Below are 25,375 nucleotides of genomic sequence, written 5' to 3'. Positions count from 1 at the left end.
TGCGACGGGACTCGATTGTGCAGCAGCGCAGGGGCTGATAGCTTGGCGCGTTTGCGATTCTGCCCAAGGAAGGACCCTGAGGAAGCTCTATGTTCAAGCCGCAGCTGGTGACTTTGCAACGTGGCGCTCTGCGCCTGGAACCGCTCTCTGACGCGGATATCCCCGCGCTGGTGGCGCTGGCCGAAGCCAACCGCGAGGAGCTGCTGTACATGAGCGGCACCCAGCGACTGGACTGGTACCGCAGCGCCCTGGCCGATATGCGCGAGCAGCGGGCACTGCCGTTCGTCATTCGTCTGGGTGACGAGTTGGTAGGCACCACCCGCTTCGCCGACTTCATGAACACCCTGCCGGCCTGTGAAATCGGCTGGACCTGGCTCGACCGCGGCCAGCATGGCAGCGGGTTGAACACCAGCATCAAGTACTTGATGCTCAAGCACGCTTTCGAAAATTGGGGCATGGTTCGCGTGCAACTGAAAACCGCCGCCAGCAACCTGCGTTCGCAACGCGCCATCGAGAAGCTTGGCGCCGTTCGTGAAGGGTTGCTGCGCAACCATCGCCGCCTGGCTGATGGCCGACTCGATGACACCGTGCTGTACAGCATCACCGACCTGGAATGGCCGGCGCTGCGTGGAGCCATGGAGGCGGGCTTCAACGCCTGAGCCTGATGCACAGTCGCGAGCAGACCCGCTTCTGGCAAGCTTCCGCATTGAGCGGCGTCGAGCTGTTGCAGGCGCGCTACCTTGAACAGCGCTTCGCTCCGCACGTACATGAAGGGTTCGTGTTCACCGTGATCGAGCATGGCGCCCAGCGCTTTCGCCACCGTGGCTGCGATCACCTGGCGCCGCAGGGCAGCATGGTGCTGATCAACCCTGACGAAGTGCACACCGGCTCCAAGGCGCACGAAGACGGCTGGCGCTATCGCGGTTTTTATCCCGACAACGCCCAGGTACTGGGGGCGTTGCAGGAGTTGGGCCTGGCCAAGGCTGGCATGCCGTCGTTTGCCTTCAGCGTGCTGCATGATCCACGTTTGCATGCGGCCTTTCTGCAACTGCACCAACTGCTCGAGGGCGGTGCTGAGGCGCTGCAGCAGCAACTGGCCTGGCGTGAGGCGATTCTGCTGCTGTTTCAGCACCATGCGCAGCTTGCCGAACCACCTGCGCCTGGGCGTGAGCCCTGGGCAGTGGCTTGTGCCAAGCAGATGCTCGCCGAGCGGCTGATCGAGCCGCCCTCGCTGGAGGAACTGGCGGCTGCGGTCAACCTCTCACCTTTTCACTTCGCGCGCGTATTTCGCCGCGCGACCGGCTTGCCGCCGCATGCCTGGCTCAAACAGCGTCGCCTCGAACAGGCGCGGGCATTGCTAAAGACGGGTTGCACGGCGGTCGCTGTGGCGATGCAGTTGGGCTTCGCCGATCAGAGTCACTTGTCGCGGCAGTTCAAGCAGGTTTATGGCGTGAGCCCTGGCGAATATCGCAGCGCGGTGGCCCGGAGCTGACAGCAGGCAAAAAGGACCAGGCATGAAAAAGCCGGCGCTCCTTATCGGGGCGCCGGCTTTTTCAGCCCGCTATGTTGATCAGAATTCGTGATCGGCGGTGTCCGGGTTCAGGTCGCTGATGCCCAGTTTGCCCGCAGCCTGCTCGATGGCGCCGGTCTGCTTGACCAGGGCAGCGATGGCGTCACGCACCAGTTGCTGGCCTTCGGCATTGCCTTCCGCGATCAGCTGGTCGAAGTGCACGTTGTTCTTCTCGGCGCTGTCGACCAGTGCCTGCAGCTTGGCTTCGGTTTCCTGCAGGTCGGCCTTGAGCGTGGCGTCGGCCTGGGCGTCAGCCTTGGCCACCAGCTCGGACAGGCTCGGGCCGGTCAGGGTGCTGCCGTCGACCTTCTTGTACTCGCCCAGGTAGACGTTACGAATGCCTTTGCCGTTGTAGAAGTGCGAGTTGTGGGTGTTGTCGCTGAAGCAGTCGTGCTCGTCTTCGGTGGAGTTGGCTTCCAGAGCGACCTTCATGCGCTCGCCCGCCAGTTCGCCGAGCGACAGGCTGCCCATGCCGAACAGCATCTTGCGCAGACCGTTGTCGGCCGACTCGGCGACCAGCTCGCTGCGGTAGTTGCCTTCGGCTCCGTCTTTCCACTGCTCGACCATGTCGTTCAGGTCACTGACCAGCAGGTCGGTAGCCGCCTTGAGGAAGGCGCGGCGGCGCTCGTTGTGGCCACCGGTAGCGCCTTCACCCACCACGTAGTCGGTGTAGGGACGCTCGCCGGCGCCTGGCTCGGTGCCGTTGAGGTCCTGGCCCCAGAGCAGGAATTCGATGGCGTGGTAGCCGGTGGCAACGTTGGCTTCGGAGCCGCCCAGCTCGTTCAGGCTGGCCAGCAGCTCGCCGGTGATTTCGCTGACGTCGATCTTGTCTTCACCCACCTGGATCTCGGTGTTGGCGATGATGTTGGCTTGCGCGCCCGGGTTACCCAGGGCGTGCTGGTAGTCCTCGGCCACGTAGTCGATCAGGCCTTCGTCCAGCGGCCAGGCGTTGAGCTGACCTTCCCATTCGTCGACCACCGGGTTACCGAAACGGAACACTTCGGTCTGCATGTAGGGCACGCGTGCGGCCAGCCAGGCTTCGCGCGCAGCTTTCAGAGTCGCTTCGCTGGGATCGGCAAGCAGTGCATCGACGGCAGTCTGCAGGGCCTTGCCGGTGCTGGCGGCGTCACTGAACACCGCCAGGGCCAGATCGGCGTAATGGTTGACCACGGCCTTCGCCGCTGCTTCGTCGACCTTCGCCGCAGTGGCTGGCGCCGCGCTCTCGGTGGCGGCAGCAGGAGCAGCTGCCTGGGTCGCGGGGGCTTTGTCTTCGCCACAGCCAGCGAGGGAAATGGCGATGGCCAGCAGGCTGGCGGAGGCCAGAGGCATACGAATCATGGCGGGGTCCTTTACATGTACGAAATGTGGACGGTACTCAGTGGTACCTGAAAAACTGCAACATAATGCAAATGTTTCGCATTATGTGTAAAGGCCATTATTCGTCGCTGTGCGGGATATCGCTACCGGGCTGCCTCGTTGCCGTTAGAATGCCAGCACCCGATTCGCAGTTCTGCCTGGAGAAAACTGCATGAGCCTGACCGCCGTGATAATCATCGTTGTCCTCGTTCTGCTCGGCGCCTACGCGGTGTCGCTGTACAACGGGCTGGTACGCCTCAAGCATGGCGTGAGCAAGGCCTGGTCGAACATCGACGTGCTGCTCAAGCAGCGACACGATGAACTGCCCAAGCTGGTTGAAACCTGCAAGCAGTACATGCAGTACGAAGGTTCGACGCTGGAGCGGGTGATTGCAGCGCGTAGTGCCGTTGCCAGTGCTCGCGAACAACATGATGTCGGCGCCCTGGGCAAGGCCGAAAGTGGTCTGCGCGCGGGCCTCGGTCAGCTCTTTGCCCTGGCCGAGAACTACCCTGAGCTGAAGGCCAACGACAGTTTCCAGCATCTGCAGCAGCGTATCAGCGGCCTTGAAAACGGCATCGCCGACCGCCGCGAGCTGTACAACGAGGCGGTCAACCTCAACAACGTGCGCATCGAGCAGTTCCCCGATGTACTCATCGCGCGCCTGTTCAACTTCCAGGCTGCCGAACTGCTGGTGTTCAGCGAGGCGGAAAAAGCCGACGTAGACATGAAATCACTGTTCAACTGAGAACCTGCCGATGATGCAGGTCGACCCCTTCGGCTTCTTCACCCTCACGTTCACCCTCGGTGCCTGCCTGGGCGGTGCCTGGTGGTGCCTGCGGGGTTGGTCGCAGGCGCGCCATCTGCTCGATACGCCCACCTCGAAGATCCGCTCGGCGGCGCAGGGTTACGTCGAACTCTATGGTGTGCTCGAAGCGTTGCCAGACATGCAGTTGCGTGGCCCACTGACTGGCAAACCCTGCCTGTGGTGGCGCTTTCGTATCGAGGAATATCGCTCCAGCGGCAAGAAGCGCAGCTGGCGGGTAATCGAGAGCGGCGCCAGTGACGCCTGGTTGCGCCTGGTCGATGGCACCGGTGAATGCCTGATCGACCCGCGTGGTGCCGAGATTCGTGCGGCAGTGCGTGACGTCTGGGAGGGCAACCTGCGGCACCCGCTGGGCCCGGCCAAGACCGGATTGTTCGGCTTTCTCACCAGCGGCCAGCGCTATCGCTACAGCGAAGAACGCTTCCATGTCGGCCAGCCGCTGTATGCCATTGGTGACTTTCGCACCCGCGGCGCTGCGCAGCAGGGGTTCGACAGGCATGCCGCTCAGGGCGAAGTGATCCGCGAATGGAAGGGCGATTACGTTGGGCTGCTGCGGCGTTTCGACAGTGACGGCAACGGTGAGCTCGACGAGCAGGAATGGAATCGCGTGCGATTGGCGGCGCAACTGGAAGCCGAGAATCGGCACCGGCAAAAGGCCTCCGAGCCGGCGCGGCACCAGATGGCCAAGCCTGGTGAGCGCCAGCCGTTCATTCTCTCCAACAGCGGAGAGGACGAACTGGCCCGCAGCTTTTACTGGCAAGCCGCTGGCGGCGCCGTACTGTGCGTGGTCGGTGCATTGGCCACGGCCTGGCTGCTGGGTGTGCAGCACTGGTGAGTTGGTTTTGCGGGCTCGAACGAAAACGCCGCGACTGATCGCGGCGTTTTTTATGGGTGACGTTTAGAGCGTCGCGGCTGAGCTCAGGCGCCGCGATTGCTTGAGGAACAGCGTCAACTCGCGCGCTGGCAGCGGTTTGCTGTAGAGGTAGCCCTGACCCTCATGGCAGCCCTGGGCGATGATGTAGGCCTCCTGCTCGGCGGTTTCCACGCCTTCGGCGATGACTTGCATGCCCAGGCTCTTGCCCAGCTGGATGATAGCGCGAACGATGGTGGCGTCGTCTTCGTCTTCGAGCAGGTCTTGGACGAAGCTCTTGTCGATCTTGATCTTGTCCAGCGGCAGACTTTTCAGATAGCTCAGCGAGGAATAACCGGTACCGAAGTCGTCGATGGCGATCAGTGCGCCGGAGCGGCGTAGGCTGAGCAGATGCTGGGCGGCGGTGCTGATGTCTTCCATCAGGCCGGTCTCAGTGACTTCCAGCTCCAGGCTTTTGGGTGGCAGGCGGTAGACCTGCATCAGATTGTTGACCACGCGCGGCAGCTCGGCGTGGTGCAACTGCACGGTAGACAGGTTGATTGCCATGCGCAGATCGCTGAAGCCCTGGTCATGCCATTCGCGCAGCTGGCGGCAGGTCTGGTCGAGAATCCATTCACCGATGGGAATGATGGTGCCGTTCTGCTCGGCCAGCGGGATGAACAAGTCCGGTGCGACGAAACCATGTTGCGGGTGCTGCCAGCGCAGCAGCGCTTCGACGCCGACCACGCGGTGGTCGCGGTAGTCTATCTGGGGCTGGTAGACCAGGTGCAGCTGGTTCTGCGCCAGGGCATCGCGCAGATCCTTTTCCAGCTCACGGCGGCGCCGCATCTCGCTGTCGACGCTGGCGATGTAGAACTGGTAGCGATTGCGCGAACGACTCTTGGCCAGGGTCATGGTCTGTTCGGCTTTCTGCAGCAGCTTCTCGGTGCTGTCGCCATCTTCCGGGAACAGGGTGATGCCGATCGTGGCGCGCAGGCGCACTTCGTGCTGATCGAGCAGGAAGGGCAGCTCCAGGTCGTCGAGTACGCTCTGCGCCAGTTCGGCGGCTTCGTAGGGTTGTTCGATATCGGCTTGAACCAGGGCGAACTGGTCACCGCCCAAACGGGCCAGTGCGCCGAGGCGGCCGCTATGGCTGCGCAGGCGGTCGGACAGTGCGAGCAGCAACTGGTCGCCGCTCTGGTAACTGAATTGTTCGTTGATGCCCTTGAAGTCATCCAGGCCGACGCAGAGCACGGCAACGCGACGCTGAAGACGGCCGGCATCTTCGAGAATCTGATCGAGCTGCTGTTGCAGTTGCTGACGGTTGGGCAGGCCGGTAAGAAAATCATACTGAGCCATGCGCAGCAGGCTGTTCTCGGCTTCACGGCGCAGGTGGGTGTTGCGCTCGATGGAGGCCAGCAACTGGTTGGCGGTGTTGATCCACAAACCCAACTCGTTCTTCTCGTTGCCCTTGAGCATGGGCAGCTTGTGTTCGCTGGGTCGGTCGGGATTGATGTTGGTAAGGTGCTCGATGATCTTCGACAGTGGTTTGGTCAGCAGCCAGTGATAGACCAGATAGAGCACCAGGCCCATGGCCATGGCGCGCAGCACCCCTGAGATGAAGATGATCACCGAGTTGGTGACGAAGCTTTCGCCGTAAGGCGCCGTATCGAGGGTGATGTTGAGGTCACCGTAATACTCGCTGTAAGGACCGCGGCCGACCAGCTTGGTGGCGAACAACTGCTCCTGACCGAGAATCGGGTCGGTCAGCCAGCGAGTCGGCATCTGTGCCAGATCGCGAGTGCGCTCGGCCAGCATGGGTTCGTTGGGGTGGCCGATGGAGGCGTGACGCACCGATTCGTGCTGGAACAGCCCCTCGATCACCTGCATGCCCATCTCGCGGTCCAGGCTGTATACCGCCTGGGTCGAAGGGTCGCGGAACATGCCGAGGATGCGATGGGCATCGTTGGCCACCGCCTGACGTGTCTTGTAGGCGTCGAAGACAATCTGCGCACAACTCAATACCACTCCTACTACGAGTGCTGACAACAGCACCACGCGGAGCAACTTGAGTGACAAGCTGTTTTTCAATTCCAGCTTCAAAGGCAATTCCTTATGTCGATGCTTACAGCGTCAGTCAGACGAGAGTATTGGCAATCTAGGCCTGGCCGTCAAAGGGCCATCATGCCTGGTGGCACTATTTATCCCACAAGGAACGCTCCTGGTGCGAATCGCCGCTTGGAGGCCGACTCACTGCTCTGTGTCGGTGCGATTGCGCCGTACTTGAACACCTTTGGTCATATTGACCGTCCGTCGTTGTTACGCCCTGTGACGCGCCACATGCCGTTTGCTTGGCCGCTGGCACAAGAGTTGCGAAGGCCGGGCATCGACCGGGAGGGGATTCGTGATGAAAACGCTCGTGCTGTTGCTCGTCGCTGTCAGCTTTGCCCCACAGGCCCATGCCGCCAGCGAAGAGGCCGCCAATACGGCCTGGCTGGTGTTGGCCAGCGTGCTGGTGTTCTTCATGCAGGCGGGTTTCGCCCTGTTGGAGAGCGGCATGTCGCGGGCCAAGAACGCGGTCAACGTGATGATGAAGAACTACATGGACTGCTGCGTTGGCGGCATCGTGTTCTGGCTGTTCGGCTTCGGCCTGATGTTCGGTGCCAATGTCACTGGCTGGTTCGGCATGAGTCACTTCGCGCTGAATGACGGCGAGCCTTGGGATTACACCTTCCTGCTGTTCCAGATGATGTTCGCCGCCACCGCTGCGACCATCGCCAGTGGTGCCATGGCCGAACGCACGCGGTATGGCGCCTATCTGATTGGCGCGGTACTGATCAGCGGTGTGATCTATCCGATATTCGGCAGCTGGGTGTGGGGCGGTCTGTACGGTGGTCAGGGGTGGTTGGCCAAGCTGGGCTTCATCGATTTCGCCGGCTCGACCGTGGTGCATAGCATCGGTGCCTGGTGCGCGCTGGCAGGGATTCTGGTGCTGGGCCCGCGTCTCGGGCGTTTCGCCCCTGATGGCAAGGCACGCTTGATCCCTGGGCACAACCTTGGCCTGGTGGCATTGGGCGGTTTCATCCTCTGGGTGGGCTGGTTCGGCTTCAACGCTGGCAGCAACCTGGAAGTCAGCAGCAGCCTTGGCTTGATCGCCCTGAACACGCATCTGGCTGCGGTCGCGGGTGCGCTCGGTGCTCTGCTGGCACAACGCAGCACGGCCAGCCCGGTACTGCTGACCACCACGGTGAACGGCTCGATTGGCGGGCTGGTCGGCATCACCGCCGGTTGCGCCAGCATGGCGCCGGGTTTCGCCCTGCTCAGCGGTCTTGTCGCCGGTTTCGTCGTGGTCTATGGCATGCGTCTGCTCGATCGCCTGCAGCTCGACGATGTGGTCGGTGCTATCCCCGTACATGGTTTCGCCGGCATCTGGGGCACCCTGGCAGCAGGCCTGTTCTATCAGGGTGACCTGTTCAACTGGGAGCGTGTCGCGGTACAGGCATTGGGTGCTGCGGCAGCTTTTCTCTGGGCCTTTCCGGTTGCCCTGGTGTTCTACTTCCTGTTGGCCAAGACCATGGGGTTGCGGGTTTCGACCCAGCATGAGCAGCGCGGGCTGGATTTTGCCGAGCATGCCGAGGTCGGTTATCCGGAGTTCAATCTGACGCAGACCTTCGACAGCGAGCAATGGTCGAGGAGGGGCTAAGCATGAGATTGAGCCTGCGCCGTCGCGCGATCTACACCGGCCTGGCCGGACACTTTTCGGATGAAGAGGTCTGGCCACTGCTGGCCCTGTGGGAGAACAAATACGCCGAGCAACCGCCGTTCGCCCTCAATGAATTTCTCGCCGAGGTGGTGCTGCGTACCGAGCGCAAGCTCGAACGCGCACGCCTGTATCGCGAGTTGGTTGGCGCCCTGACGGGACCACCCTCGCAGCTGTTGCCTGACCCTGAGGAGCAACTGGCCGCCTGGCGCCAGGGACGCAATGAGGCCGTGCGGCAGGTAGCGACTCCGGATAGTGCCGCGCAAACCACCTTCCTGGCCCTGAACCAGGCCTTGCTGGAGCAACTCGATAGCGCGCAGCAGGCGGCGCTGAGGCGCTTTGCCGCCGGCAACCTGTCCGGTATGGGGGTGAGCGCGGAGCTGTCGACGCGTTTGCGTATCTGGTTGGAGCAGGGCGGGGGCGACGGTATCGCCAACCTGGGACTGGAGCAACTGCGCAAGCTGCTGAACCTGCTCTATATCGGGCTCTGCGAGTTTCTCGGGCCGGTACGTGCCGACCGTGTACTGAGCCAGGCGGTCAACCGTGTGGAGGAGCAGGGGGTGGAGTTTTCACCACGCAGATTGCTCTAGCTGCGCAGCCTGATGCAGAAACGAAAAACCCGGCCTGAAGGCCGGGTTTTCGCATTACGGGGCTGAGATTCAGGCCGCGTAGTTCTGGGCGACGAAGTCCCAGTTCACCAGGTTCCAGAACGCCTCGACGTACTTCGGACGCAGGTTGCGGTAGTCGATGTAGTAGGCGTGTTCCCACACGTCGCAGGTCAGCAGCGGAGTGTCGCCGCTGGTCAGCGGGCAGCCGGCGCCGATGGTGCTGGCCAGGGCCAGGGAACCGTCAGCTTTCTTCACCAGCCAGCCCCAGCCGGAACCGAAGGTGCCGATGGAAACCTTGCTGAACTCTTCCTTGAACTTGTCGAAGGAACCGAAGGCCGCGTTGATGGCATCAGCCAGGGCGCCGGTCGGCTGGCCACCGCCGTTCGGCGACAGGCAGTTCCAGTAGAAGGTGTGGTTCCACACCTGAGCGGCGTTGTTGAAGATGCCGCCCGAGGAAGTCTTGACGATCTCTTCCAGGCTCTTGCCTTCGAACTCGGTGCCCGGCACCAGGTTGTTCAGGTTCACGACGTAGGTGTTGTGGTGCTTGTCGTGGTGGAATTCGAGGGTCTCGGCGGAAATGTGCGGCTCGAGGGCATTCTTTTCGTAAGGCAGCGGCGGCAATTCAAAAGCCATGGTCTATCTCCTACTCAGGTCGTGTGCGGTATGCGCAAGGCCGATCACGGGCGGCCTATAGGCGGCGTCGAGTTTGTACTCTTTGCGCCGCAGACTCGGGATCATAGCACCCGACCACGGCCATAACCACGCAACATCTGTGTGGGAAAGCCGGTGCCAGGGCCTTTGCAGCATTGGGTTCGACAAGCACAGACGCCAGCAGTTGCCTCTTTCGGCGCGGTCGCGCCGAAACGCCAACAGAGCTTAACAGGCCATTGAAAAACGTAGGCGAGGCAGGCAAGACAAGGCGAAAACGACCGAAAAAGCACAGTTTACGTGCTGTAAATGAGTATTTTGACTGGGCTCGCACGCGAGGTCGTTTTTAACGCAGTATTGCCAACGCAGGTAGTTTTTCAACGGCCTGTTAAAGCGCGCCGGCTTTTTTCCAGGCTAGATAACTGCTCACCAGTTCCGGGCCCAGTTCGCCAGGGCGGGCGTCGAGCACCGGTACTTCATGGGCGGCCAGACGTTCGTGCAGGTCGGCGCGGGCATTGAGGTAGTCCAGCGTGCCGCAGTAGGCCAGAGCCTGATCGAATTGCTCCACCGGCGTCTGGCGCAGGCGGTCCAGCGCTTCCTCGCGCAGGCTGGCGATCAGCACGCGATGCTGGCGCGAGAGGCGACGCACGGCAGCGAGCAGATCCTGATCGTCCTCGTCGCGCAGGTTGGTCACCAGCACCACCAGCGAGCGGCGGCGCTGACGCGCCAGCAGCAAGTCGGCAGCGGCGCTGAAGTCGGCCGGTTGCTGGCTGGTGTCGAGGTCGTAAACGGCGTTGAGCAGCACGTTCAATTGCGCAGGGCCCTTGACCGGCGCGAGGTAACGCGACTGGTTGCCGGCGAAGGTTGTCAGGCCGACGGCATCGCCCTGGCGCAGGGCTACGTAGCTGAGCAGCAGGCAGGCGTTGAGAGCATGGTCGAAGTGCGACAGCTCATCGTCCTGGCTGCGCATACGGCGGCCGCAGTCGAGCAGGAAGACGATCTGCTGGTCGCGTTCGTCCTGGTACTCGCGGGCGATGGGTGTGCGCTTGCGGGCGGTGGCCTTCCAGTCGATCTGGCGCAGGGTGTCGCCATCACGAAACTCGCGTAGCTGGTGAAATTCCAGGCCCAGGCCACGGCGCGGGCGCTGGCGCACGCCCAGCTGGCTCAGCCAGTCATCCACGGCCTTGAGCTGGGCGCCATAGAGGCGCGCGAAATCCGGATAGACGCGGCTTTCGCCGGCGAGCGGCAGCAGGCGTTTGGCCTGCCACAGGCGCAGCGGGCTGGGTAGCTTCAGCTCGCACAGGGCGAAATGGAAATGCCCGCGGATCAGTGGCTTGAGGCGATAGCTGACGCGTGTCTGCTGGCCGGGGTGCAGGGTGATGCGTTGTGGCAGGACGTCGAAAGCCATGCCTTCAGGCACATGATCGAAGACCTCGATTTCCTGGGTTTGAGTGAAGTCGTGATGGGCGATCAGTTGCACCTCGCTCCAGCGTCCCAGCGGCAGGTTGCCGGGCAGCACGCGCTCCAGACGTGGCGAACCCTGGCGGCGCAGCCACAAGGCATCGACGGCGGCAATCAGCAGCAAAGCCAGCAACAGCCCCCAGGCCAGTGGCATCAGGCTGTCTGTCAGGCGAATGCCGAGCAGGGGCAGGGCGCCGAGCAGCACGGCAGCGGCGAACAGGCCGCCGAGCAGCCCGAGGAGCAGGCGCGAAGGTTTCATAGGCGTGGTGCCGGCACCTGATCGAGCAACTGTTGCAGAACCTGATCCACCGACAGGCCTTCGATATCCAGCTCCGGCGCCAGACGCACGCGGTGACGCAGCACGGCCAGCGCGCAGCTCTTGATGTCATCCGGCACAACGAAGTCGCCGCCACGCAGCAGCGCGCGGGCACGGGCGCCGCGCACCAGGGCGATCGAGGCGCGCGGCCCGGCGCCCATGGCCAGGCCCGGCCAACTGCGGGTGGCGCGGGCCAGGCGTACGGCGTAATCGAGCACCTGATCATCCAGTGGCAGATCGCTGGCGATCTTCTGCAGGGCCAACACGTCCTTGGCTTGCAGTAGGGTGCGCAGCGGGCTGACTTCGAGCATGTCGGCCTTGGCCGAGCGGGTCACCTGGCGCACCATGTTCAGCTCTTCGTCCTGCTGCGGATAATCCATGCGCAGCTTGAGCATGAAGCGGTCCAGCTCAGCTTCCGGTAGCGGGTAGGTGCCTTCCTGCTCGATCGGGTTCATGGTCGCCAGCACCATGAACGGCAGTTGCACCGGCAGGGCGCGGCCTTCCAGGGTCACCTGGCGCTCCTGCATCACTTCCAGCAGGGCGGCCTGGGTCTTGGCCGGTGCGCGGTTGATTTCATCGGCCAGCAGCAGGTTGGTGAACACCGGGCCCTTGCGCAGCTTGAACTGCTCGCTCTGCATGTCGTACACGGCATGGCCAGTGACATCGCTGGGCATCAGATCCGGGGTGAACTGGATACGTGCGAACTCGCCGCCAAAGCAGCGCGCCAGCGCGCGCACCAGCAGGGTCTTGCCCAGCCCTGGCACACCTTCGACCAGCACATGGCCACCGGCGATCAGTGCGGTCAGCACGTCGTCGATCACCGCGCTCTGGCCGATCACGGCCTTGCGCAGCTCGGCGCGCAGGGCCTGGGCCAACTGGCTGGCACGCTGGCGCTGCTGCGCTTGCGGGTTGCTCGGCGTGGCGGCTGGGGGTTCCTGCACCGGCAGGTTGTCGTTCTCGGGGATCTCGCTCATAGGGCATTCCTGAGGGTTTGCAGGTGGGCGACCTGGCGGGTGAAGTCACTGGCGGATAGGCGCTGCGGCGGCAATGGGCGCATGGCCTGGCTGATGTCCTTGGCGGGCAGGCGGGTCAGGCGACCAAGAACCTGCCACTGCTCGGCGACGGCGAGCTTCTCGAAACCTGGGTGGCGGCGCCGTGCGCGGCGATTGATGTCCTGTTGCAGGCCTTTGAGCAGGCTGTGCTGGCCGCTGCGGCGGAGCAGGAAGTCGGCACTGCCACGCAGGTGTTCCTCGAGCTGGCGCCGTGCTCGGCTGGCCGGTGCCTGCAGCGGGCCATGACGCATGCCGACGTGCCACAAGGTGGCGATGATCAGCAGGGCCAGCACCAGCAAGGCCAGCGGGAAATGGCGCAGCAGCAGGCGCGCCAGACCATCGCTGTCGGCGTGGTAAAGCAGGGTCACGGCGCTGTCCTGGCTCAGGTACCAGAGAAGCCAGGCATGGTCGTACTCGTTGATATTACGGTTCTGCCAGATCCACGGGTCGCTCAGTACGGTGATCAGTCCGTCGCCGTGATACAGCTGCAGCAGGTGCGTGGCAGAGTCGCTATTGGCCCAGGCGTGCGCGCGGTTCTGCGCATCGTACAGGTGAAAATCGGTGTCGAAGGCGATGTAGGCCGGGGCCTGTTCGTTCTCCAGGTAGAGCTTGGTGAGTTGCGGGTAGGCTTCGTGCTCTTCGTTCTGCTCGTTTTCCGCTTCTGCCTCACTGGCTTCTTCGTCGTCCAACTCGTCACTCATGTATTGCTGGACGCCGAGCAAATCGAGCAGCAGGTCGCCGCTCTTGCCTTCCTCTTCGTCCCACAGGCGTTCGGCGATGAACAGCAGGTGACCGCCGCCCGCCGTCCATTGCAGCACGCGCTCGACCTGACGTGGTGTCATGTTGCCGCGGTCGGCCAGCAGCATCAGGGTCTGGCCTTCGCTGGGCAGGCCATCGAGCACATCCAGGCCTTCGGCGCGGCGGGCGGCAATACCCTGTTTGCGTAGGAAGTGCTCGGCTGCCAGGTAAGGGCTGCTGGCAACCTCGGGGGCCGGGCCGTGCTCGATCACGTCTTCATAGGGTTCGAGTTTGCCCAACACGTAGCTGGCGATCAGCCCCAGTACCAGCAGCAGGGCGATGGCGAGGATGAAACCGGCGCGCCGACTCATGCCGCACGCTCCTGACCGAACAGGCTGCGCCAGCCCTGACACAGGCCCTGACGCAGCGATTCGGCAGGCAGGCGGTGACCATAGGCCAGCGCCTGCCAATGCAGGGTAAGCTGACGACTGTAGTCCTCCAGGTTTTGCTGCCCGAGGCCGGCGACCAGGTGCAGCACTTCGCCTTCGGTGTGCGACTGCTTCAGGGGCAGGCGGTGTTCGTGTAGCAGGCGGCTGAGCAGGGCGCGGTAGAGCAGACCGAGTGCAGCGCGCGGTTGTTCGGCCCAGAGCCGCTCAGCTTCGCTGGCGACATCGTCGGGCAGCGTTTCCGGCGCCAGTTCGAGCCCGAACAGCTGCTGTGGTGCGGCCTGCCGGCGCCGCGTCGGCAGACCGATGCGTTCGCCAAAGGCCTGCAGCCACTCGCGGTAGCGCCACAAGACGAAGGCCAGCAGCGCGGCCAGCGCCGCCCACAGCAATGCTTCGAAGACTTGCGCGACGACATCCAGGCTCTTCCACCATTCGCCGAGTTTGAGCAGGTTCTTGAGCATGTCGAGGAAGGCTTCGATGTCTTCCGGTTTGGTTTCCTCCGCGGGCTTCTCTTCGCCCAGGCGCCAGCGGGTGACGGTTTCGCGGTGCTGGAAGGGCGGTTCGTCGAGCAGGGCCTCGATGCTTTCACGCGCGGCCTGGCTGCTCAGTGGCTGCAGGAGCAGGCGCGGCGCGTCGGGGCCTTGCGGGTCAGCCTGCTTGGCTTCCCCGCTGGTGGCTGGCGCTGTGTCGGCCCAGGCCTCGCTGGGCAGCTGCGTCAACAGCAGGGCGCAACCGAGCAATAGGGCGTAGGCGCTGCCGGTCAGGCGCTGGCGCAGGCGGCGGAAGGTCAGTTCGATATCCCAGGCTTCCAGGGCGGTGCGGCGGTTGAGGTAGAGGGTGAAGCCGCAGGCGACATAGACCGGTTCCCAGAGGATCAGCAGCAACACATAAAGCAGGTTGGACAAGTGTTCCAGCCACAGCCACTGGCCGCTGCTGGCGGCGATCAGGCTTTCCCAGGTCCAGTTCAGTTCCACTTGTTGTGGCAGCATCAGATAGAACAGGGCGACCAGGCCCATCCACAGGGCAATTTCCAGATGCATGCCCACCAGCGTCAGCCAGGTGGCAGCGGCGCTGTCGCGCTGACCGAGTACCACCAGGCGCTGGCTGCGTGCCTGACCGCCCAGGCCCTCCAGCTGCAGCACGGGCAGATCGAAGCTGCGCGTCGGGCTCAGGCGGCGCCAGGTCAGGCTGGCCAGCAATTGTGGCCATAGCAGTTTCGGTAGGGCGCGCAGGGCCTGCCTCAGCGAGGGTGTGTTGCCGAACAGCGCTTGCGACAGGATGTAGAGCGGCAGTCGCTCATAGGCCGGCTTGAGCCACCAGAAGACGAAGATGGCCCAGCCCGGATACTGCCAGAGCAAGGCGCAGAGCAGGGCGAACAGCGGCAGCGTGACCAGCGCCCAACTGGCCATCAGCAGGCCGGCGTGACGACGGGCCAGCAGCACGCCGAGGTCGATGGCTTCCCAGGCGCTGCGCGGGCGGATGGCAACGCTGGCTTCAGTCAGGCGCATGCTGCCTCCGACCGGCCAGCAGCAGATAACCCAGCACCAGCGCCCAGAGCCCGGCACCGACGGCGTACTTGATGTTCGGGGTGGCGAAGGTGGTGGATGACCAGAAGGCCTCGATGAAGGCGGCCAGCAGGAGGAACAGGATCACCCCGGCCACCAGCTGTATCGCCTTGCCAGCGGCCAGGCGCAAGGCTTCGCCACGGGGCAGGCGGCCCGGGGCGAGCAGCGCCCAGCCGAGCTTGAAACCGGCTGCACCCGCCAGGGCGATGGCGGTCAGCTCGAAGGCGCCATGGCCGATGACGAAGGACCAGAAGGGCTCGCCATAGCCGATGCGCGTCAGGTGGCCGGCCACTGCGCCGATCATCAGGCCATTGAACAGCAGGAAGAACAGGCTGCCGAGACCGAGCAGCAGACCGCTGGCGAAGGTCTGAAAGGCGATGCCGATGTTGTTCATGATGTAGAAGCCGAACATCACCCAGTCGTCGCCCGAACCGCGTTCACTGAAGCGGCCGAGGCGGCGCGCGTCGGGATCGTACATGCGCTCCATTTCGCTGACCTGGTCGGGGCTGACCAGGCTGAAAATCAGCTCGGGATAGAGATAGGTCAGCAGTCCCATCACTGCCAGGCTGCCGAAGAACAGCAGGCTGGCGACGCATAGGCTGCGCCATTCGCTGCGTACCAGACGCGGGAAGCCGCCGAACAGGAAACGGATCGTCTGCGCGCCGAGGTGACTGCGATGGCGATAGAACTGCTGGTGGCCGCGCATGGCCAACTGCTGCAGTTGATCGATCAGGTGGCTGCTGTAGCCGCGTGCCTGGGCCAAAGCCAGGTGCTGGCAGAGCTGGCGGTAGCGAGCGGCGAAGCTCTGGTAGGTTTGCGCTTCGGCCTTGCCGCGCTCGAGCGCCTCGAGCTGACTGTTGAACGCATCCCAGTCCGGCTGATGGCGACTTTCGAACAGGCTCTGTTTCACGGTGCGCTCCCCAGCAGACCGCGGGCGATGCCGTTGAGGCGCGGTTCCGCCTGCTCGACAGGCACTTGCAGTGGCTCGGCCAGCAGCGCCGCCAGCTCCGCTCTGCGGGCGGCAGACAGCTGGCTGCCACGTTCGGCAAAACCGAGAATGGCGCGTTGTTCGTCAAGGCTGAGCGGGAAGGGCGCTGGCAGCGGTTCGGCGTCGGCGAGCAGCGGTTTGCTCAACGGCGCATCGCGATAGACCACCAGGGTGCCGGCGGCGATATCGCCGAGGCGCTTGAACGCCGGGTGGTTCAGGCAACTGATAATGCCCAGGGTATAGCCGAACGGCAGGATATCGACGAAGCGCAGCAGGTTGCGCGTCAGTGAAGCGGCCCAGCCGATTGGCGTACCGTCATCGTGAACCACGCGCAGGCCGAGCATCTGCTTGCCGGGAGAGCGGCCCTGGTTGAACACCTCGAACAGCACCATGTACCACCAGGTCACGAGAAACAGCAGGATAGTGCCCAGGCCCATGCCGAACTGACCGAGCAGGCCGAGAACAATGAACATCACCATCAGGATCAGGCCACGAATGGCCAGATCGATGGCGAACGCCAGGGCGCGCGGCACCAGCCCGGCCGGTCGCAGATGCAGATCGATACCTTCCGGCGTTTCGACCTGGTAGCGAGTATCCAGGGGAGGCTGGTTGAGCGGAAGGCTTGCGCTTGAGCGTGAGTACATCGGCGGACTGCATCAAGGAAAGCCCGATGCTAGCGAGCAGCGGGCCACGAACGCAACCGGGCCAGTGAACTGGCCCGGGTCACGTCAACTTATTGGCTGGCCTTATTGGGCGGTAGGCAGCACGCCAAAGACGGTGCGATAGAGCACGCCCATGGCCACGACCATCAGCGGAATGCTCCACACCAGACCGATACCCAGCGGGATGGCGCTGACGATGACGATCAGACCGAGCAGCAGGAACAGGCCGAAGACCTTGAACCAGTGCTGGGTGATGGCCTTGCGCGAGGCTTCCAGTGCCTGCCAGGGCGACAGACCACGCTCGACCACCAGCGGAATGGCCAATAGATAGGCCACGGCCAGGTAGATACCGGGGATCAGCAGCAGGATCATGCCGAGGTAGATCAGCAGCATCATCACCACGGCGGTGATGATCAGCGGTACGGTGCGCCCGAAGTGGCTGAAGATCTCGTTGAAGCTCAGCGGCTGGTCGGCTGCACGGCGAATGCCGACCATGTTGATGCCGGCCATGAAGGGGTAGGCCAGGGCCGAGGCCAGCAGCGAAATCAGGATCTCGCCGACGAATACCAGAAACAGGTTTTCGCTCAGGGCGCCGAAGATGCCGACGACACCGCCGAGGATGAAGGTGGCGGCCAGCAGCACCACGTAGAACACCAGAAAGCCACCGATGATGATGCCTTTGGTGCCCTTGACCTTGCTCCAGGATTCGCTCAGCAGTTCGCCGATACTGAAGTCATAGCCGCGTGCCAGGGCTTCTTCGATGCTCGGTGCCTGGTTAGACGGCGTCTGTTGCAGGTCGCTGGTGGGAGCGGCATAGGGATTGGGGATGATCGCGTCACTCATGGTTGCATCCTTGTAAGTAGAGTGGGGAAACTGGGCAATGCTAGTGGTTACGGCTCTCGCCCGACAAGTGCAGCGAGCCTGGCGCTGCAACGGCTGTGCGCTGGTTCATGCTTTGGCCGGCGGCGGCGAGCCTGGAGGTGAATGATAGACTGCCGGCAACTTTACGTCCGGTACGGAGCCGCCAATGACTTCCAGCATCTTCTGGTACGACTACGAAACCACCGGTATCAATCCGCGGTGTGACCGTCCGCTGCAGGTGGCGGGTATCCGTACCGATGAGGCGCTGAACGAGGTCGGCGAGGTGCTGAACATCTACTGCCGCCCCAGCGACGACATCCTGCCGCACCCCGCAGCCTGCCTGGTGACCGGCATTGATCCGCAGCGCCTGCAGCAGTTGGGGCTCGACGAGGGCGAGTTCATGACCCGTGTGCATGCCGCGCTCTCGGCGCCCGGCACCTGTGGCGCCGGCTACAACAGCTTGCGCTTCGATGATGAGGTGACGCGCTACAGCCTCTATCGCAACTTCTTCGATCCTTACGCGCGTGAGTGGCAGGGCGGCAACAGTCGCTGGGACCTGATCGATCTGGTGCGCACCGCTTATGCGCTGCGTCCCGAGGGCATCGAGTGGCCTGAGGAAGAGGGGCGGGTGTCGCTCAAACTGGAGCGCCTGACCCAGGCCAATGGTATCGACCATGGCCAGGCTCACGATGCGTTGTCCGACGTGCGCGCCACCATTGGCCTGGCACGGCTGCTGCGCGACCGACAGCCAAAGCTTTACGACTTTCTCTACCAACTGCGCAGCAAGCAGCGAGTGCTGGATCAGATTCGCCTGCTGCAGCCGCTGTTGCACATTTCCGGACGTTTCTCTGCTGCACGTCATTATCTGGCACCCGTGCTGCCGCTGGCCTGGCATCCGCGCAATCGCAATGCGCTGATCGTCTGTGACCTGCAGGCCGATCCGTCGCCCTTGCTGAATCTGGATGCCGATACGCTGCGTAGTCGTCTCTACACGCGCCGCGAGGACCTTGCCGAGGGCGAGTTGGCGGTGCCGCTGAAGCTGCTGCATATCAATCGCTGCCCGGTAGTGGCGCCGCTTTCGGTGCTGCGCGAGGCGGATCGGCAACGCCTGCAACTGGACTGGTCGACTTGTGAGCGCAATGTCGAGGCGCTGAAGAATGAACAACCGCTTTGGCAGGACAAACTAGCGGTCATTTACCGTGAAGAGGCCTTTGCAGGCAGTAACGACCCTGAGCAACAGCTTTACGATGGGTTTATCGGGGATCGTGACCGTCGTTTGTGTGAACAGGTACGTGGTGCTCAACCCGACGCATTGGCCAACGACAAAAAATGGCCGTTCGATGATGCGCGACTGCCAGAGTTATTGTTTCGTTATCGGGCGCGTAATTTCCCTGCCAGCCTGTCAGCCGCTGAATCTCAACGCTGGGAAGAGTTCTGCCGGCAGCGTTTGAGCGATCCAGAGTTTGGTGCGCCCAATACCCTGACGCAATTTCACGCGGCGTTGGAGCAGTTGCGCACGGACTGCAGCCCCGATCAATTGCAACTTCTGCAGCAGTGGCAGACCTATGCGCAGGCGCTGCAGGCGCGTTTTGCCGTGAATCCTGCTGGCGTTTAAAGCGGGCAACAGACAGTCAGAGCGATGCGCAGAGGCGATGGCCTCGTCTGTGCGTTGTAAGAAAAATGCAGGGGACGGGAACTTTTCGCTCGTTCAGCGTTATTGCTGATGCAGGCAATTGCTCGAAACTGTTGCGCCTGAAAAAACATCGGCAATAAAAAACGCCAGCGTGGCTGGCGTTTTGGGTATCGCTCAGGAATTAGCCCAGCAGAGTGGCCCAACCTTCTACGACATCGGCGCCCCACTTGGCTTTCCACTCTTTCAGAGTCTTGTGGTTGCCGCCTTTGGTTTCGATCACTTCGCCGCTGTGCGGGTTCTTGTACTGCTTGACCTTGCGCGCGCGCTTGGCAGCCACAGGCTTGCTGGCACGTACGCCTTTGCCGGTTTTGGCTTCAGGGTCGAGCAGGGCGATGATGTCGCGCAGCGACTTCTGATATTCGCCCATCAGGGTGCGCAGCTTGCCTTCGAATTCCAGCTCTTTCTTCAGCTTGTCGTCTTGCGACATGTTCTTCAGACGCTCTTGGAGCTCTTTGATGCTTTCTTCGATGTTGCGGTATTCGTTGATCAGCGACATGGGCATTACCTTGGCGTGAATAAGTCTGTGGTAGTCAACAGTGGTCTAATAATAGTCACGCACTTATAGCAAGTAAACAGCAGGCCACAAAATAACTGCAGTGCAATGCAACGCTATGTGTCGCTCAGGCTTAAATTTAATCGGCTACTGCAACTAGGCCATGAAGTTTTCGCTGCGCGCAAATAGGGCACTTGCCGGGCGCTCAGTCGCTGGCTTGTGCAGGCGCATGGCTGCTGCAGTTTTGCCGGCATATCGTTAGAATGGCCGACTTTTTGCGCCGCCATTGGGGTTTTAGTTATGCGCACGTTCAGATTAGTCATCTCCTGCCCTGACCGCGTCGGCATCGTTGCCAAAGTCAGTAATTTCCTCGCGACCTATAACGGCTGGATTACCGAAGCCAGTCACCACTCCGATACGCAGAGTGGCTGGTTCTTCATGCGTCACGAAATCCGTGCCGACTCGCTGCCGTTCGATCTGGATGGTTTCAAGCAGGCGTTCTCGCCTATTGCCCGCGAGTTCTCCATGGAGTGGCGTATCACCGATTCGGCGCAGAAGAAGCGCGTGGTGCTGATGGCCAGTCGTGAGTCGCATTGCCTGGCCGATCTGTTGCACCGTTGGCACAGCAATGAACTCGATTGCGAGATTCCCTGCGTGATCGCCAACCACGACGATCTGCGTAGCATGGTCGAGTGGCATGGCATTCCTTACTTCCATGTTCCGGTCGATCCCAAGGACAAGGCCCCGGCCTTCGCCGAGGTGGAACGCCTGGTCAAGGAACATCGGGCCGACGTCATCGTCCTGGCGCGCTACATGCAGATTTTGCCACCGGCGCTGTGCGCCGAATTCGCCCAACGCGTGATCAACATCCATCACAGCTTCCTGCCGTCGTTCGTCGGCGCCAAACCCTACCACCAGGCTTCGCTGCGCGGCGTGAAGCTGATCGGCGCCACTTCGCATTACGTCACCGAGGAGCTGGATGCTGGTCCGATCATCGAGCAGGACGTGGTGCGCGTGACCCATCGCGACGATATCGAGGAAATGGTGCGTCTGGGCAAGGATGTGGAGAAGATGGTGCTGGCACGTGGGCTACGCTATCACTTGGAAGACCGAGTGCTGGTGCACGACAACAAGACGGTGGTGTTCGACTGATCTTGCTGCGTGGGCCGGCTCGATGTACGTCAGAGGAGAACGCCCATGCTCAAGTCCATCAAGGTGCGCGACTACATGACTCGCTATCTGGTGACCTTCAGGTCGGATACCGATCTGTTCACCGCCATCAATCGATTGCTGGAACACCGGATTTCCGGTGCGCCGGTTGTCGATTCCCAAGGCCACCTGATAGGCCTGCTGTCGGAGGGTGATTGTCTGCGTGGCATTCTCTCCGGCGCCTATTACGAGGCAATCGGCGGGACAGTCAGCACTTACATGACCACCGAGGTGGAGACGGTCACCCCTGAGGCCGACATCATCGAGTTGTCCGAGCGTTTTCTGCGGGGACGGCGGCGGCGTTTGCCGGTAATCGAGCACGGTCGTCTGGTGGGGCAGATCAGCCGTTGCGACGTGTTGCGCGCGGTGAAGGAGTTTGCCCAGCACGAGCAGGGCTCCCTGGAAGTCAGCTGATGGAGGCTCGAACGGCATGACCGACCCACTGGAAAAGGCCACCTCAAAGGCGCCGCCGACCCTGGGCGAAGGCTGTGTAAGGCGATACGACCCTGATGCGCTGAGCGAAGAGGATGGGACCGAGTTCGCCGATGCCGCCGAACTGTGGCGTCAGCTGCAGGAGCAGGCCGAAGACAAACCTGAGCGATAATCGAGAAGGGCGCCGTGGCGCCCTTCTTGTTACTGGCTGTTTCAGATTCGGAAGCTGTCGACCATCTGCTTGAGGCGTGCGGCCTGTTGCTCCAGATCGCCGCAGGCGCGCAGGGTGGCCTGCAGGTTTTCCACGCCCTCCTGGTTGAGGGTGTTGATCTCGATGATGTCCATGTTCAGTGACTCGATTACCGAGGTCTGTTCTTCGGTGGCGGTGGCCACCGACTGGTTCATCCCATCGATCTCGCCGATACGGGCGGTCACCGTGCCCAGGCGCTCGCCGGCCTGGTTGGCGATGTCCACGCTTTCTTCGCTGTAGCGCTGGCTCTCGGTCATGGTGGTGACCGATTCTCGCGATCCGACCTGCAGTTCCTCGATCATTTTCTCGATTTCCTGCGCCGACTCCTGGGTGCGGTGCGCCAGGTTGCGCACCTCATCGGCGACCACGGCGAAACCGCGTCCCGCCTCGCCGGCACGAGCCGCCTCGATGGCGGCGTTGAGTGCCAGCAGGTTGGTCTGCTGGGAGATGCTCTTGATCACCTCAAGGATCTGGCCGATGTCCACGGTCTTGCTGTTGAGCATCTCGATCTTGGCGCAGGCGTCGCTGATCTTGTTCGACAGTTCACTCATCGAACGGATCGCTTGCTGCACCACCTTGCCGCCGTCTTCTGCCTGATGGCGGGCATCCGATGCCTGGCTCGAGGCGTCGGCGGCGTTGCGGGCGATTTCCTGTGCAGCCGCGCCGAGCTGATTGATGGCAGCTGCCACGCTGTTGGTGCGGCTGGCCTGTTCGTCGGAGTTGACCATCGAGGAGTTGGAGGCATTGACCACCAGCTTGGCTACTTCGTTGACCTGGACGGTGGCCGATGACACTTCACGGATCGAGCTGTGGATACGTTCGACGAACTGATTGAACGAGCGCGCCAGGGCGCCGAATTCGTCATTGGACTGGATCGCTAGGCGCTTGGTCAGGTCGCCCTCGCCCTTGGCAATATCCTCCATGGCCTTGCCCATGGCGGTCAGCGGCTGCATCAGCACTCGGATCAGCAGGCCGAGCAGGGCGATGATCAGCACCACGGCGATCACCGTGGCGATGATGGCCGAGGCGCGGAACTCGGTGAGCATGGAATAGGCCTTGGCCTTGTCGATCGACAGGCCGATATGCCAGCTGACCGAGGGCAGGCCCTTGACCGGGGTGAAGGTGAGGATGCGGGTGTCGCCATCGAGCTGCGCTTCGCTGAATTCACTGCTGATGCGCGGGGTGTTCTGCGGATAGATGTCCTTGAGGTTCTTCATCACCAGGTTCTTGTCCGGGTGCACCAGAACCTTGCCGTCGGCGCTGACCAGGAAGGCGTAGCCGATGCCGTCGAAATCCAACGCGTTGATGATGTTCACCAGCGTCTGCAGGCTGAGGTCGCCACCGACCACGCCAGCGGGCCTGGCCGGGGTAGCGATGGTGATGATCAGCTCACCGGTGGCGGCATCGACGTAAGGCTCGGTAAGGGTGGTGCCGCCAGCGGCCAGGGCGTCCTTGTACCAGGGGCGCGTACGTGGGTCATAGTCAGCGGGCATCTGCTCGTCCGGGCGCATGGTGAAACCGCCGCTTTCGGTGCCCAGATAGGTAAAGGCGAATGAAGAGGTCAGCGCCTTCTGCTCCAGCAGTTTGACCACGCGATCCGGCTCGCTGTCGTTGCTGATCGACTGCGCTGTGCTTTCCACCAGCAGGATGCGCCCCGACAGCCAGTTCTGGATGTTGCTGGCGGTCACATTGCCCATCTCCTGCAGGTAGCTTTCCAGGTCTTCACGGATGGCGTTGCGTTGCAGGTAATCGTTGTAGAGGGTGAACAGGGAGAAGGCGACTATCACCACCAGCGATGCTGCGAGCAGAATCTTGTGGCTGAACTGCAGGTTTTTGCTCATGTTGTCTTGCGTCCGGATGGCTCTGGAACCAGTCTTGTATTCCACGGCTGCGCTTGTAAGAGCGTTTTCGCGGGCTGTTGCGGCAGATGGGATGGGTATTTGTTCTGCTGTTTCTATCGGTATAACTGCAGTAAAGCTTTAACCCAGGGGATGGCAAGATGCCTTTGAATTCACAGTTCGTATTGGGTGCTGGCAGTGATGGCCAGGCGGTTGGTCAGCCTTTGCGCCTGGCCAACCGTCACGGTCTTATTGCCGGTGCCACCGGCACCGGCAAGACGGTGACCCTGCAACGGCTGATCGAGACCTTCAGTGACGCCGGGGTGGCGGTGTTCGCCGCTGATGTCAAAGGTGATCTGTGTGGCCTGGGCGCTGCTGGCGCACCGCAAGGCAAGGTCGCCGAGCGCATCGCCAGTATGCCCTGGCTCAATCACCAGCCGCAGGCCTACCCGGTGACGCTGTGGGACGTACATGGCCAGAGTGGCCACCCGCTGCGCACCACCTTGAGCGAAATGGGCCCGCTGCTGCTCGGTGCTCTGCTCGAACTGACTGACAGCCAGCAGGCTGCGCTCTACGCAGCGTTCAAGGTGGCTGACCGTGAAGGTCTGTTGCTGCTCGACCTGAAAGACCTGAAGGCGCTGCTCGGCTATCTCAAGGACGATCCGCAAGTGCTGGGCGCGGACAGCGCACTGTTCACCAGCACCTCGGCGCAGGCGTTGTTACGTCGTCTGGCAGGGCTGGAGCAGCAGGGTGCCGAGGCCCTGTTCGGCGAGCCGGCGTTGCAGCTCGAAGACCTTCTACACCCTGATCGCGATGGTCGCGGGCGCGTGCACTTGCTCGATGCCTCCCGCCTGGTTCATGAGGCGCCCAAGGTGTATGCAACCTTCCTGCTGTGGCTGTTGGCCGAACTGTTCGAACAACTGCCGGAGCGCGGTGACGCCGACAAACCGGTACTGGCGCTGTTCTTCGACGAGGCGCACCTGCTCTTTCAGGGTACGCCCAAGGCGCTACAGGAGCGCCTGGAGCAGGTGGTGCGGCTGATTCGCTCCAAGGGCGTCGGGGTGTATTTCGTCACCCAGTCGCCGAGCGATCTGCCGGACGATGTCCTGGCTCAGCTCGGCCTGCGTATTCAGCATGGCTTGCGCGCGTTCACGGCCAAGGAGCAAAAGGCCCTGCGCGCAGTGGCCGATGGTTTTCGCCCGAACCCGGCATTCAGCGCGCTCAGCGTGCTCACCGAACTGGGGATTGGTGAAGCATTGGTTGGCACGCTGGAGGAAAAAGGCACACCGGCCATGGTTCAGCGCGTGGCCATCGCGCCACCGCAGTCGCGTATCGGCCCGCTGAATGAGGTCGAACGTGCGGCATTGGTGCGTCAGTCGCCGCTGGCTGGGCGCTACGACAAGCCTGTCGATCGCGAGTCGGCCTATGAGCTGCTCACCGCGCGTGCGGAGCAGGCTCGCAATGTCGAGCCAGTCGAGCCGGCAGAGAAGCGGAAGGCGGAGCCGGGGCTGGGCGATATGGCCAGTGATCTGATTGGCAGCGCGATGAAGAGCGCGCTGCGCCAGGCCGCCAACCAGATTGGTCGGCAGCTGGTGCGGGGGCTCATGGGCTCGCTGACGGGTAGCAGGAAGCGTTAGGTAAGTGCTGGAAAAGCCGTCATTCCCGCGGAGGCGGCTCAAGAGCAATTGGACTCCCGCCTTCGCGGGAGTGACGGTAGAAAACCTGTTCCAGAACTTCACCGGCTACGGGGAGCCTG

23 protein-coding genes are annotated in these 25,375 nt (G+C 62.5%); 11 read left to right on the top strand and 12 right to left on the bottom strand.

The window, feature by feature from the left end; translation table 11 throughout:
- Positions 1-89 precede the first annotated feature (89 nt).
- Positions 90-659 carry a GNAT family N-acetyltransferase gene (locus tag BLT86_RS12220; RefSeq protein ID WP_017675066.1) on the top strand — a complete coding sequence of 190 codons (570 nt, stop codon included), beginning with the start codon at positions 90-92 and terminating at the stop codon, positions 657-659.
- 5 nt (positions 660-664) lie between these two features.
- Positions 665-1,492 (top strand): helix-turn-helix transcriptional regulator, encoded by an 828-nt coding sequence (locus tag BLT86_RS12215; RefSeq protein ID WP_017675065.1) that lies wholly within the window; start codon positions 665-667, stop codon positions 1,490-1,492.
- A gap of 78 nt (positions 1,493-1,570) precedes the next feature.
- On the opposite strand, the gene BLT86_RS12210 is transcribed toward BLT86_RS12215, so the two are convergent.
- Positions 1,571-2,908 carry an imelysin family protein gene (locus BLT86_RS12210; protein WP_092376993.1) on the bottom strand — a complete coding sequence of 446 codons (1,338 nt, stop codon included), beginning with the start codon at positions 2,906-2,908 and terminating at the stop codon, positions 1,571-1,573.
- 190 nt (positions 2,909-3,098) lie between these two features.
- Between BLT86_RS12210 and BLT86_RS12205 the strand changes: the two genes are divergently transcribed.
- Together BLT86_RS12205 and BLT86_RS12200 are read left to right on the top strand one after the other, a co-directional pair.
- On the top strand, positions 3,099-3,671 hold the full coding sequence (locus tag BLT86_RS12205; protein ID WP_017675063.1) for a LemA family protein: 573 nt from the start codon (positions 3,099-3,101) through the stop codon (positions 3,669-3,671).
- Positions 3,672-3,681: 10 nt separating this feature from the next.
- A complete protein-coding gene (locus BLT86_RS12200; RefSeq protein WP_092376990.1) occupies positions 3,682-4,584 on the top strand; it encodes a GIDE domain-containing protein in 903 nt (300 codons plus the stop codon).
- Positions 4,585-4,647: 63 nt separating this feature from the next.
- Here the strand turns inward: BLT86_RS12200 and BLT86_RS12195 are convergent, their stop codons facing one another.
- Positions 4,648-6,702, bottom strand: a complete 2,055-nt coding sequence (locus tag BLT86_RS12195) for a putative bifunctional diguanylate cyclase/phosphodiesterase (RefSeq protein WP_017675061.1) — start codon at positions 6,700-6,702, stop codon at positions 4,648-4,650.
- Positions 6,703-7,006: 304 nt separating this feature from the next.
- Here BLT86_RS12195 and BLT86_RS12190 point away from each other — a divergent pair, with 304 nt between their 5' ends.
- Positions 7,007-8,302, top strand: coding sequence for an ammonium transporter (locus tag BLT86_RS12190; RefSeq protein ID WP_021490277.1), 1,296 nt, complete (start codon positions 7,007-7,009; stop codon positions 8,300-8,302).
- Between the two features lie 2 nt (positions 8,303-8,304).
- A complete protein-coding gene (locus BLT86_RS12185) occupies positions 8,305-8,949 on the top strand; it encodes a hypothetical protein (RefSeq protein ID WP_017675059.1) in 645 nt (214 codons plus the stop codon).
- Positions 8,950-9,018: 69 nt separating this feature from the next.
- Here the strand turns inward: BLT86_RS12185 and BLT86_RS12180 are convergent, their stop codons facing one another.
- From BLT86_RS12180 to BLT86_RS12145, 8 genes are all read right to left on the bottom strand, one after another.
- On the bottom strand, positions 9,019-9,600 hold the full coding sequence (locus tag BLT86_RS12180; protein WP_003462535.1) for a superoxide dismutase: 582 nt from the start codon (positions 9,598-9,600) through the stop codon (positions 9,019-9,021).
- 403 nt (positions 9,601-10,003) lie between these two features.
- On the bottom strand, positions 10,004-11,335 hold the full coding sequence (locus BLT86_RS12175; RefSeq protein WP_092376987.1) for a DUF58 domain-containing protein: 1,332 nt from the start codon (positions 11,333-11,335) through the stop codon (positions 10,004-10,006).
- Entirely contained in the window at positions 11,332-12,366 is a 1,035-nt protein-coding gene (locus tag BLT86_RS12170; RefSeq protein WP_092376984.1) for an AAA family ATPase, read from the bottom strand. The genes BLT86_RS12175 and BLT86_RS12170 overlap by 4 nt, the downstream gene beginning before the upstream one ends.
- Positions 12,363-13,553 (bottom strand): DUF4350 domain-containing protein, encoded by a 1,191-nt coding sequence (locus tag BLT86_RS12165; RefSeq protein WP_075749121.1) that lies wholly within the window; start codon positions 13,551-13,553, stop codon positions 12,363-12,365. Before BLT86_RS12165 ends, BLT86_RS12170 begins: the two co-directional genes overlap by 4 nt.
- Positions 13,550-15,136: a DUF4129 domain-containing protein gene (locus tag BLT86_RS12160; RefSeq protein ID WP_092376982.1), complete on the bottom strand. Its 1,587-nt coding sequence runs from the start codon at positions 15,134-15,136 to the stop codon at positions 13,550-13,552. The genes BLT86_RS12165 and BLT86_RS12160 overlap by 4 nt, the downstream gene beginning before the upstream one ends.
- On the bottom strand, positions 15,123-16,103 hold the full coding sequence (locus BLT86_RS12155; RefSeq protein WP_092376979.1) for a stage II sporulation protein M: 981 nt from the start codon (positions 16,101-16,103) through the stop codon (positions 15,123-15,125). Before BLT86_RS12155 ends, BLT86_RS12160 begins: the two co-directional genes overlap by 14 nt.
- A complete protein-coding gene (locus BLT86_RS12150; RefSeq protein WP_092376976.1) occupies positions 16,100-16,825 on the bottom strand; it encodes an RDD family protein in 726 nt (241 codons plus the stop codon). Before BLT86_RS12150 ends, BLT86_RS12155 begins: the two co-directional genes overlap by 4 nt.
- 102 nt (positions 16,826-16,927) lie before the next feature.
- Positions 16,928-17,686, bottom strand: a complete 759-nt coding sequence (locus tag BLT86_RS12145) for a DUF975 family protein (RefSeq protein WP_092376974.1) — start codon at positions 17,684-17,686, stop codon at positions 16,928-16,930.
- Positions 17,687-17,870: 184 nt separating this feature from the next.
- Here BLT86_RS12145 and sbcB point away from each other — a divergent pair, with 184 nt between their 5' ends.
- Positions 17,871-19,319: an exodeoxyribonuclease I gene (sbcB, locus tag BLT86_RS12140; RefSeq protein WP_092376971.1), complete on the top strand. Its 1,449-nt coding sequence runs from the start codon at positions 17,871-17,873 to the stop codon at positions 19,317-19,319.
- Positions 19,320-19,518: 199 nt separating this feature from the next.
- On the opposite strand, the gene mvaT is transcribed toward sbcB, so the two are convergent.
- Positions 19,519-19,893: a histone-like nucleoid-structuring protein MvaT gene (gene mvaT / locus BLT86_RS12135; RefSeq protein ID WP_017675049.1), complete on the bottom strand. Its 375-nt coding sequence runs from the start codon at positions 19,891-19,893 to the stop codon at positions 19,519-19,521.
- Positions 19,894-20,190: 297 nt separating this feature from the next.
- On the opposite strand from mvaT, the gene purU reads away from it, so the two are divergent.
- Genes purU through BLT86_RS25935 form a run of 3 tightly spaced genes read left to right on the top strand, consistent with a single transcriptional unit; the run spans position 20,191 to position 21,703 of the window.
- Positions 20,191-21,042 carry a formyltetrahydrofolate deformylase gene (gene purU, locus BLT86_RS12130; protein WP_017675048.1) on the top strand — a complete coding sequence of 284 codons (852 nt, stop codon included), beginning with the start codon at positions 20,191-20,193 and terminating at the stop codon, positions 21,040-21,042.
- A 45-nt stretch (positions 21,043-21,087) separates the two neighbouring features.
- Positions 21,088-21,513, top strand: a complete 426-nt coding sequence (locus BLT86_RS12125; protein WP_092376967.1) for a CBS domain-containing protein — start codon at positions 21,088-21,090, stop codon at positions 21,511-21,513.
- Positions 21,514-21,529: 16 nt separating this feature from the next.
- Positions 21,530-21,703: a hypothetical protein gene (locus tag BLT86_RS25935; protein WP_017675046.1), complete on the top strand. Its 174-nt coding sequence runs from the start codon at positions 21,530-21,532 to the stop codon at positions 21,701-21,703.
- A gap of 41 nt (positions 21,704-21,744) precedes the next feature.
- Here the strand turns inward: BLT86_RS25935 and BLT86_RS12120 are convergent, their stop codons facing one another.
- The gene (locus tag BLT86_RS12120; protein WP_017675045.1) at positions 21,745-23,622 is read right to left on the bottom strand and encodes a methyl-accepting chemotaxis protein; all 1,878 of its coding nucleotides are present in this window, start codon (positions 23,620-23,622) and stop codon (positions 21,745-21,747) included.
- Between the two features lie 158 nt (positions 23,623-23,780).
- Here BLT86_RS12120 and BLT86_RS12115 point away from each other — a divergent pair, with 158 nt between their 5' ends.
- Complete coding sequence (locus tag BLT86_RS12115) at positions 23,781-25,256, top strand: helicase HerA-like domain-containing protein (protein ID WP_092376964.1); 1,476 nt, start codon at positions 23,781-23,783, stop codon at positions 25,254-25,256.
- Positions 25,257-25,375 lie beyond the last annotated feature (119 nt).

Source organism: Pseudomonas sihuiensis, from assembly GCF_900106015.1.
Lineage (GTDB): Bacteria > Pseudomonadota > Gammaproteobacteria > Pseudomonadales > Pseudomonadaceae > Aquipseudomonas > Aquipseudomonas sihuiensis.
Note: the sequence above shows the minus strand (reverse complement) of the source record. Positions and strands in the feature narration are given on the sequence as shown.

Excerpts from the sequence above, each read along its gene's own strand:
- BLT86_RS12125 (WP_092376967.1), top strand. The coding sequence starts at position 21,088 with ATGCTCAAGTCCATCAAGGTGCGCGACTACATGACTCGCTATCTGGTG.
- BLT86_RS12115 (WP_092376964.1), top strand. The coding sequence starts at position 23,781 with ATGCCTTTGAATTCACAGTTCGTATTGGGTGCTGGCAGTGATGGCCAG.
- BLT86_RS12205 (WP_017675063.1), top strand. The coding sequence starts at position 3,099 with ATGAGCCTGACCGCCGTGATAATCATCGTTGTCCTCGTTCTGCTCGGC.
- BLT86_RS12215 (WP_017675065.1), top strand. The coding sequence starts at position 665 with ATGCACAGTCGCGAGCAGACCCGCTTCTGGCAAGCTTCCGCATTGAGC.
- BLT86_RS25935 (WP_017675046.1), top strand. The coding sequence starts at position 21,530 with ATGACCGACCCACTGGAAAAGGCCACCTCAAAGGCGCCGCCGACCCTG.
- BLT86_RS12190 (WP_021490277.1), top strand. The coding sequence starts at position 7,007 with ATGAAAACGCTCGTGCTGTTGCTCGTCGCTGTCAGCTTTGCCCCACAG.
- BLT86_RS12220 (WP_017675066.1), top strand. The coding sequence starts at position 90 with ATGTTCAAGCCGCAGCTGGTGACTTTGCAACGTGGCGCTCTGCGCCTG.
- BLT86_RS12175 (WP_092376987.1), bottom strand. The coding sequence starts at position 11,335 with ATGAAACCTTCGCGCCTGCTCCTCGGGCTGCTCGGCGGCCTGTTCGCC.
- sbcB (WP_092376971.1), top strand. The coding sequence starts at position 17,871 with ATGACTTCCAGCATCTTCTGGTACGACTACGAAACCACCGGTATCAAT.
- BLT86_RS12210 (WP_092376993.1), bottom strand. The coding sequence starts at position 2,908 with ATGATTCGTATGCCTCTGGCCTCCGCCAGCCTGCTGGCCATCGCCATT.
- BLT86_RS12120 (WP_017675045.1), bottom strand. The coding sequence starts at position 23,622 with ATGAGCAAAAACCTGCAGTTCAGCCACAAGATTCTGCTCGCAGCATCG.
- BLT86_RS12165 (WP_075749121.1), bottom strand. The coding sequence starts at position 13,553 with ATGAGTCGGCGCGCCGGTTTCATCCTCGCCATCGCCCTGCTGCTGGTA.
- BLT86_RS12180 (WP_003462535.1), bottom strand. The coding sequence starts at position 9,600 with ATGGCTTTTGAATTGCCGCCGCTGCCTTACGAAAAGAATGCCCTCGAG.
- BLT86_RS12160 (WP_092376982.1), bottom strand. The coding sequence starts at position 15,136 with ATGCGCCTGACTGAAGCCAGCGTTGCCATCCGCCCGCGCAGCGCCTGG.
- BLT86_RS12170 (WP_092376984.1), bottom strand. The coding sequence starts at position 12,366 with ATGAGCGAGATCCCCGAGAACGACAACCTGCCGGTGCAGGAACCCCCA.
- BLT86_RS12185 (WP_017675059.1), top strand. The coding sequence starts at position 8,305 with ATGAGATTGAGCCTGCGCCGTCGCGCGATCTACACCGGCCTGGCCGGA.
- BLT86_RS12145 (WP_092376974.1), bottom strand. The coding sequence starts at position 17,686 with ATGAGTGACGCGATCATCCCCAATCCCTATGCCGCTCCCACCAGCGAC.
- purU (WP_017675048.1), top strand. The coding sequence starts at position 20,191 with ATGCGCACGTTCAGATTAGTCATCTCCTGCCCTGACCGCGTCGGCATC.
- BLT86_RS12150 (WP_092376976.1), bottom strand. The coding sequence starts at position 16,825 with ATGTACTCACGCTCAAGCGCAAGCCTTCCGCTCAACCAGCCTCCCCTG.
- BLT86_RS12200 (WP_092376990.1), top strand. The coding sequence starts at position 3,682 with ATGATGCAGGTCGACCCCTTCGGCTTCTTCACCCTCACGTTCACCCTC.
- mvaT (WP_017675049.1), bottom strand. The coding sequence starts at position 19,893 with ATGTCGCTGATCAACGAATACCGCAACATCGAAGAAAGCATCAAAGAG.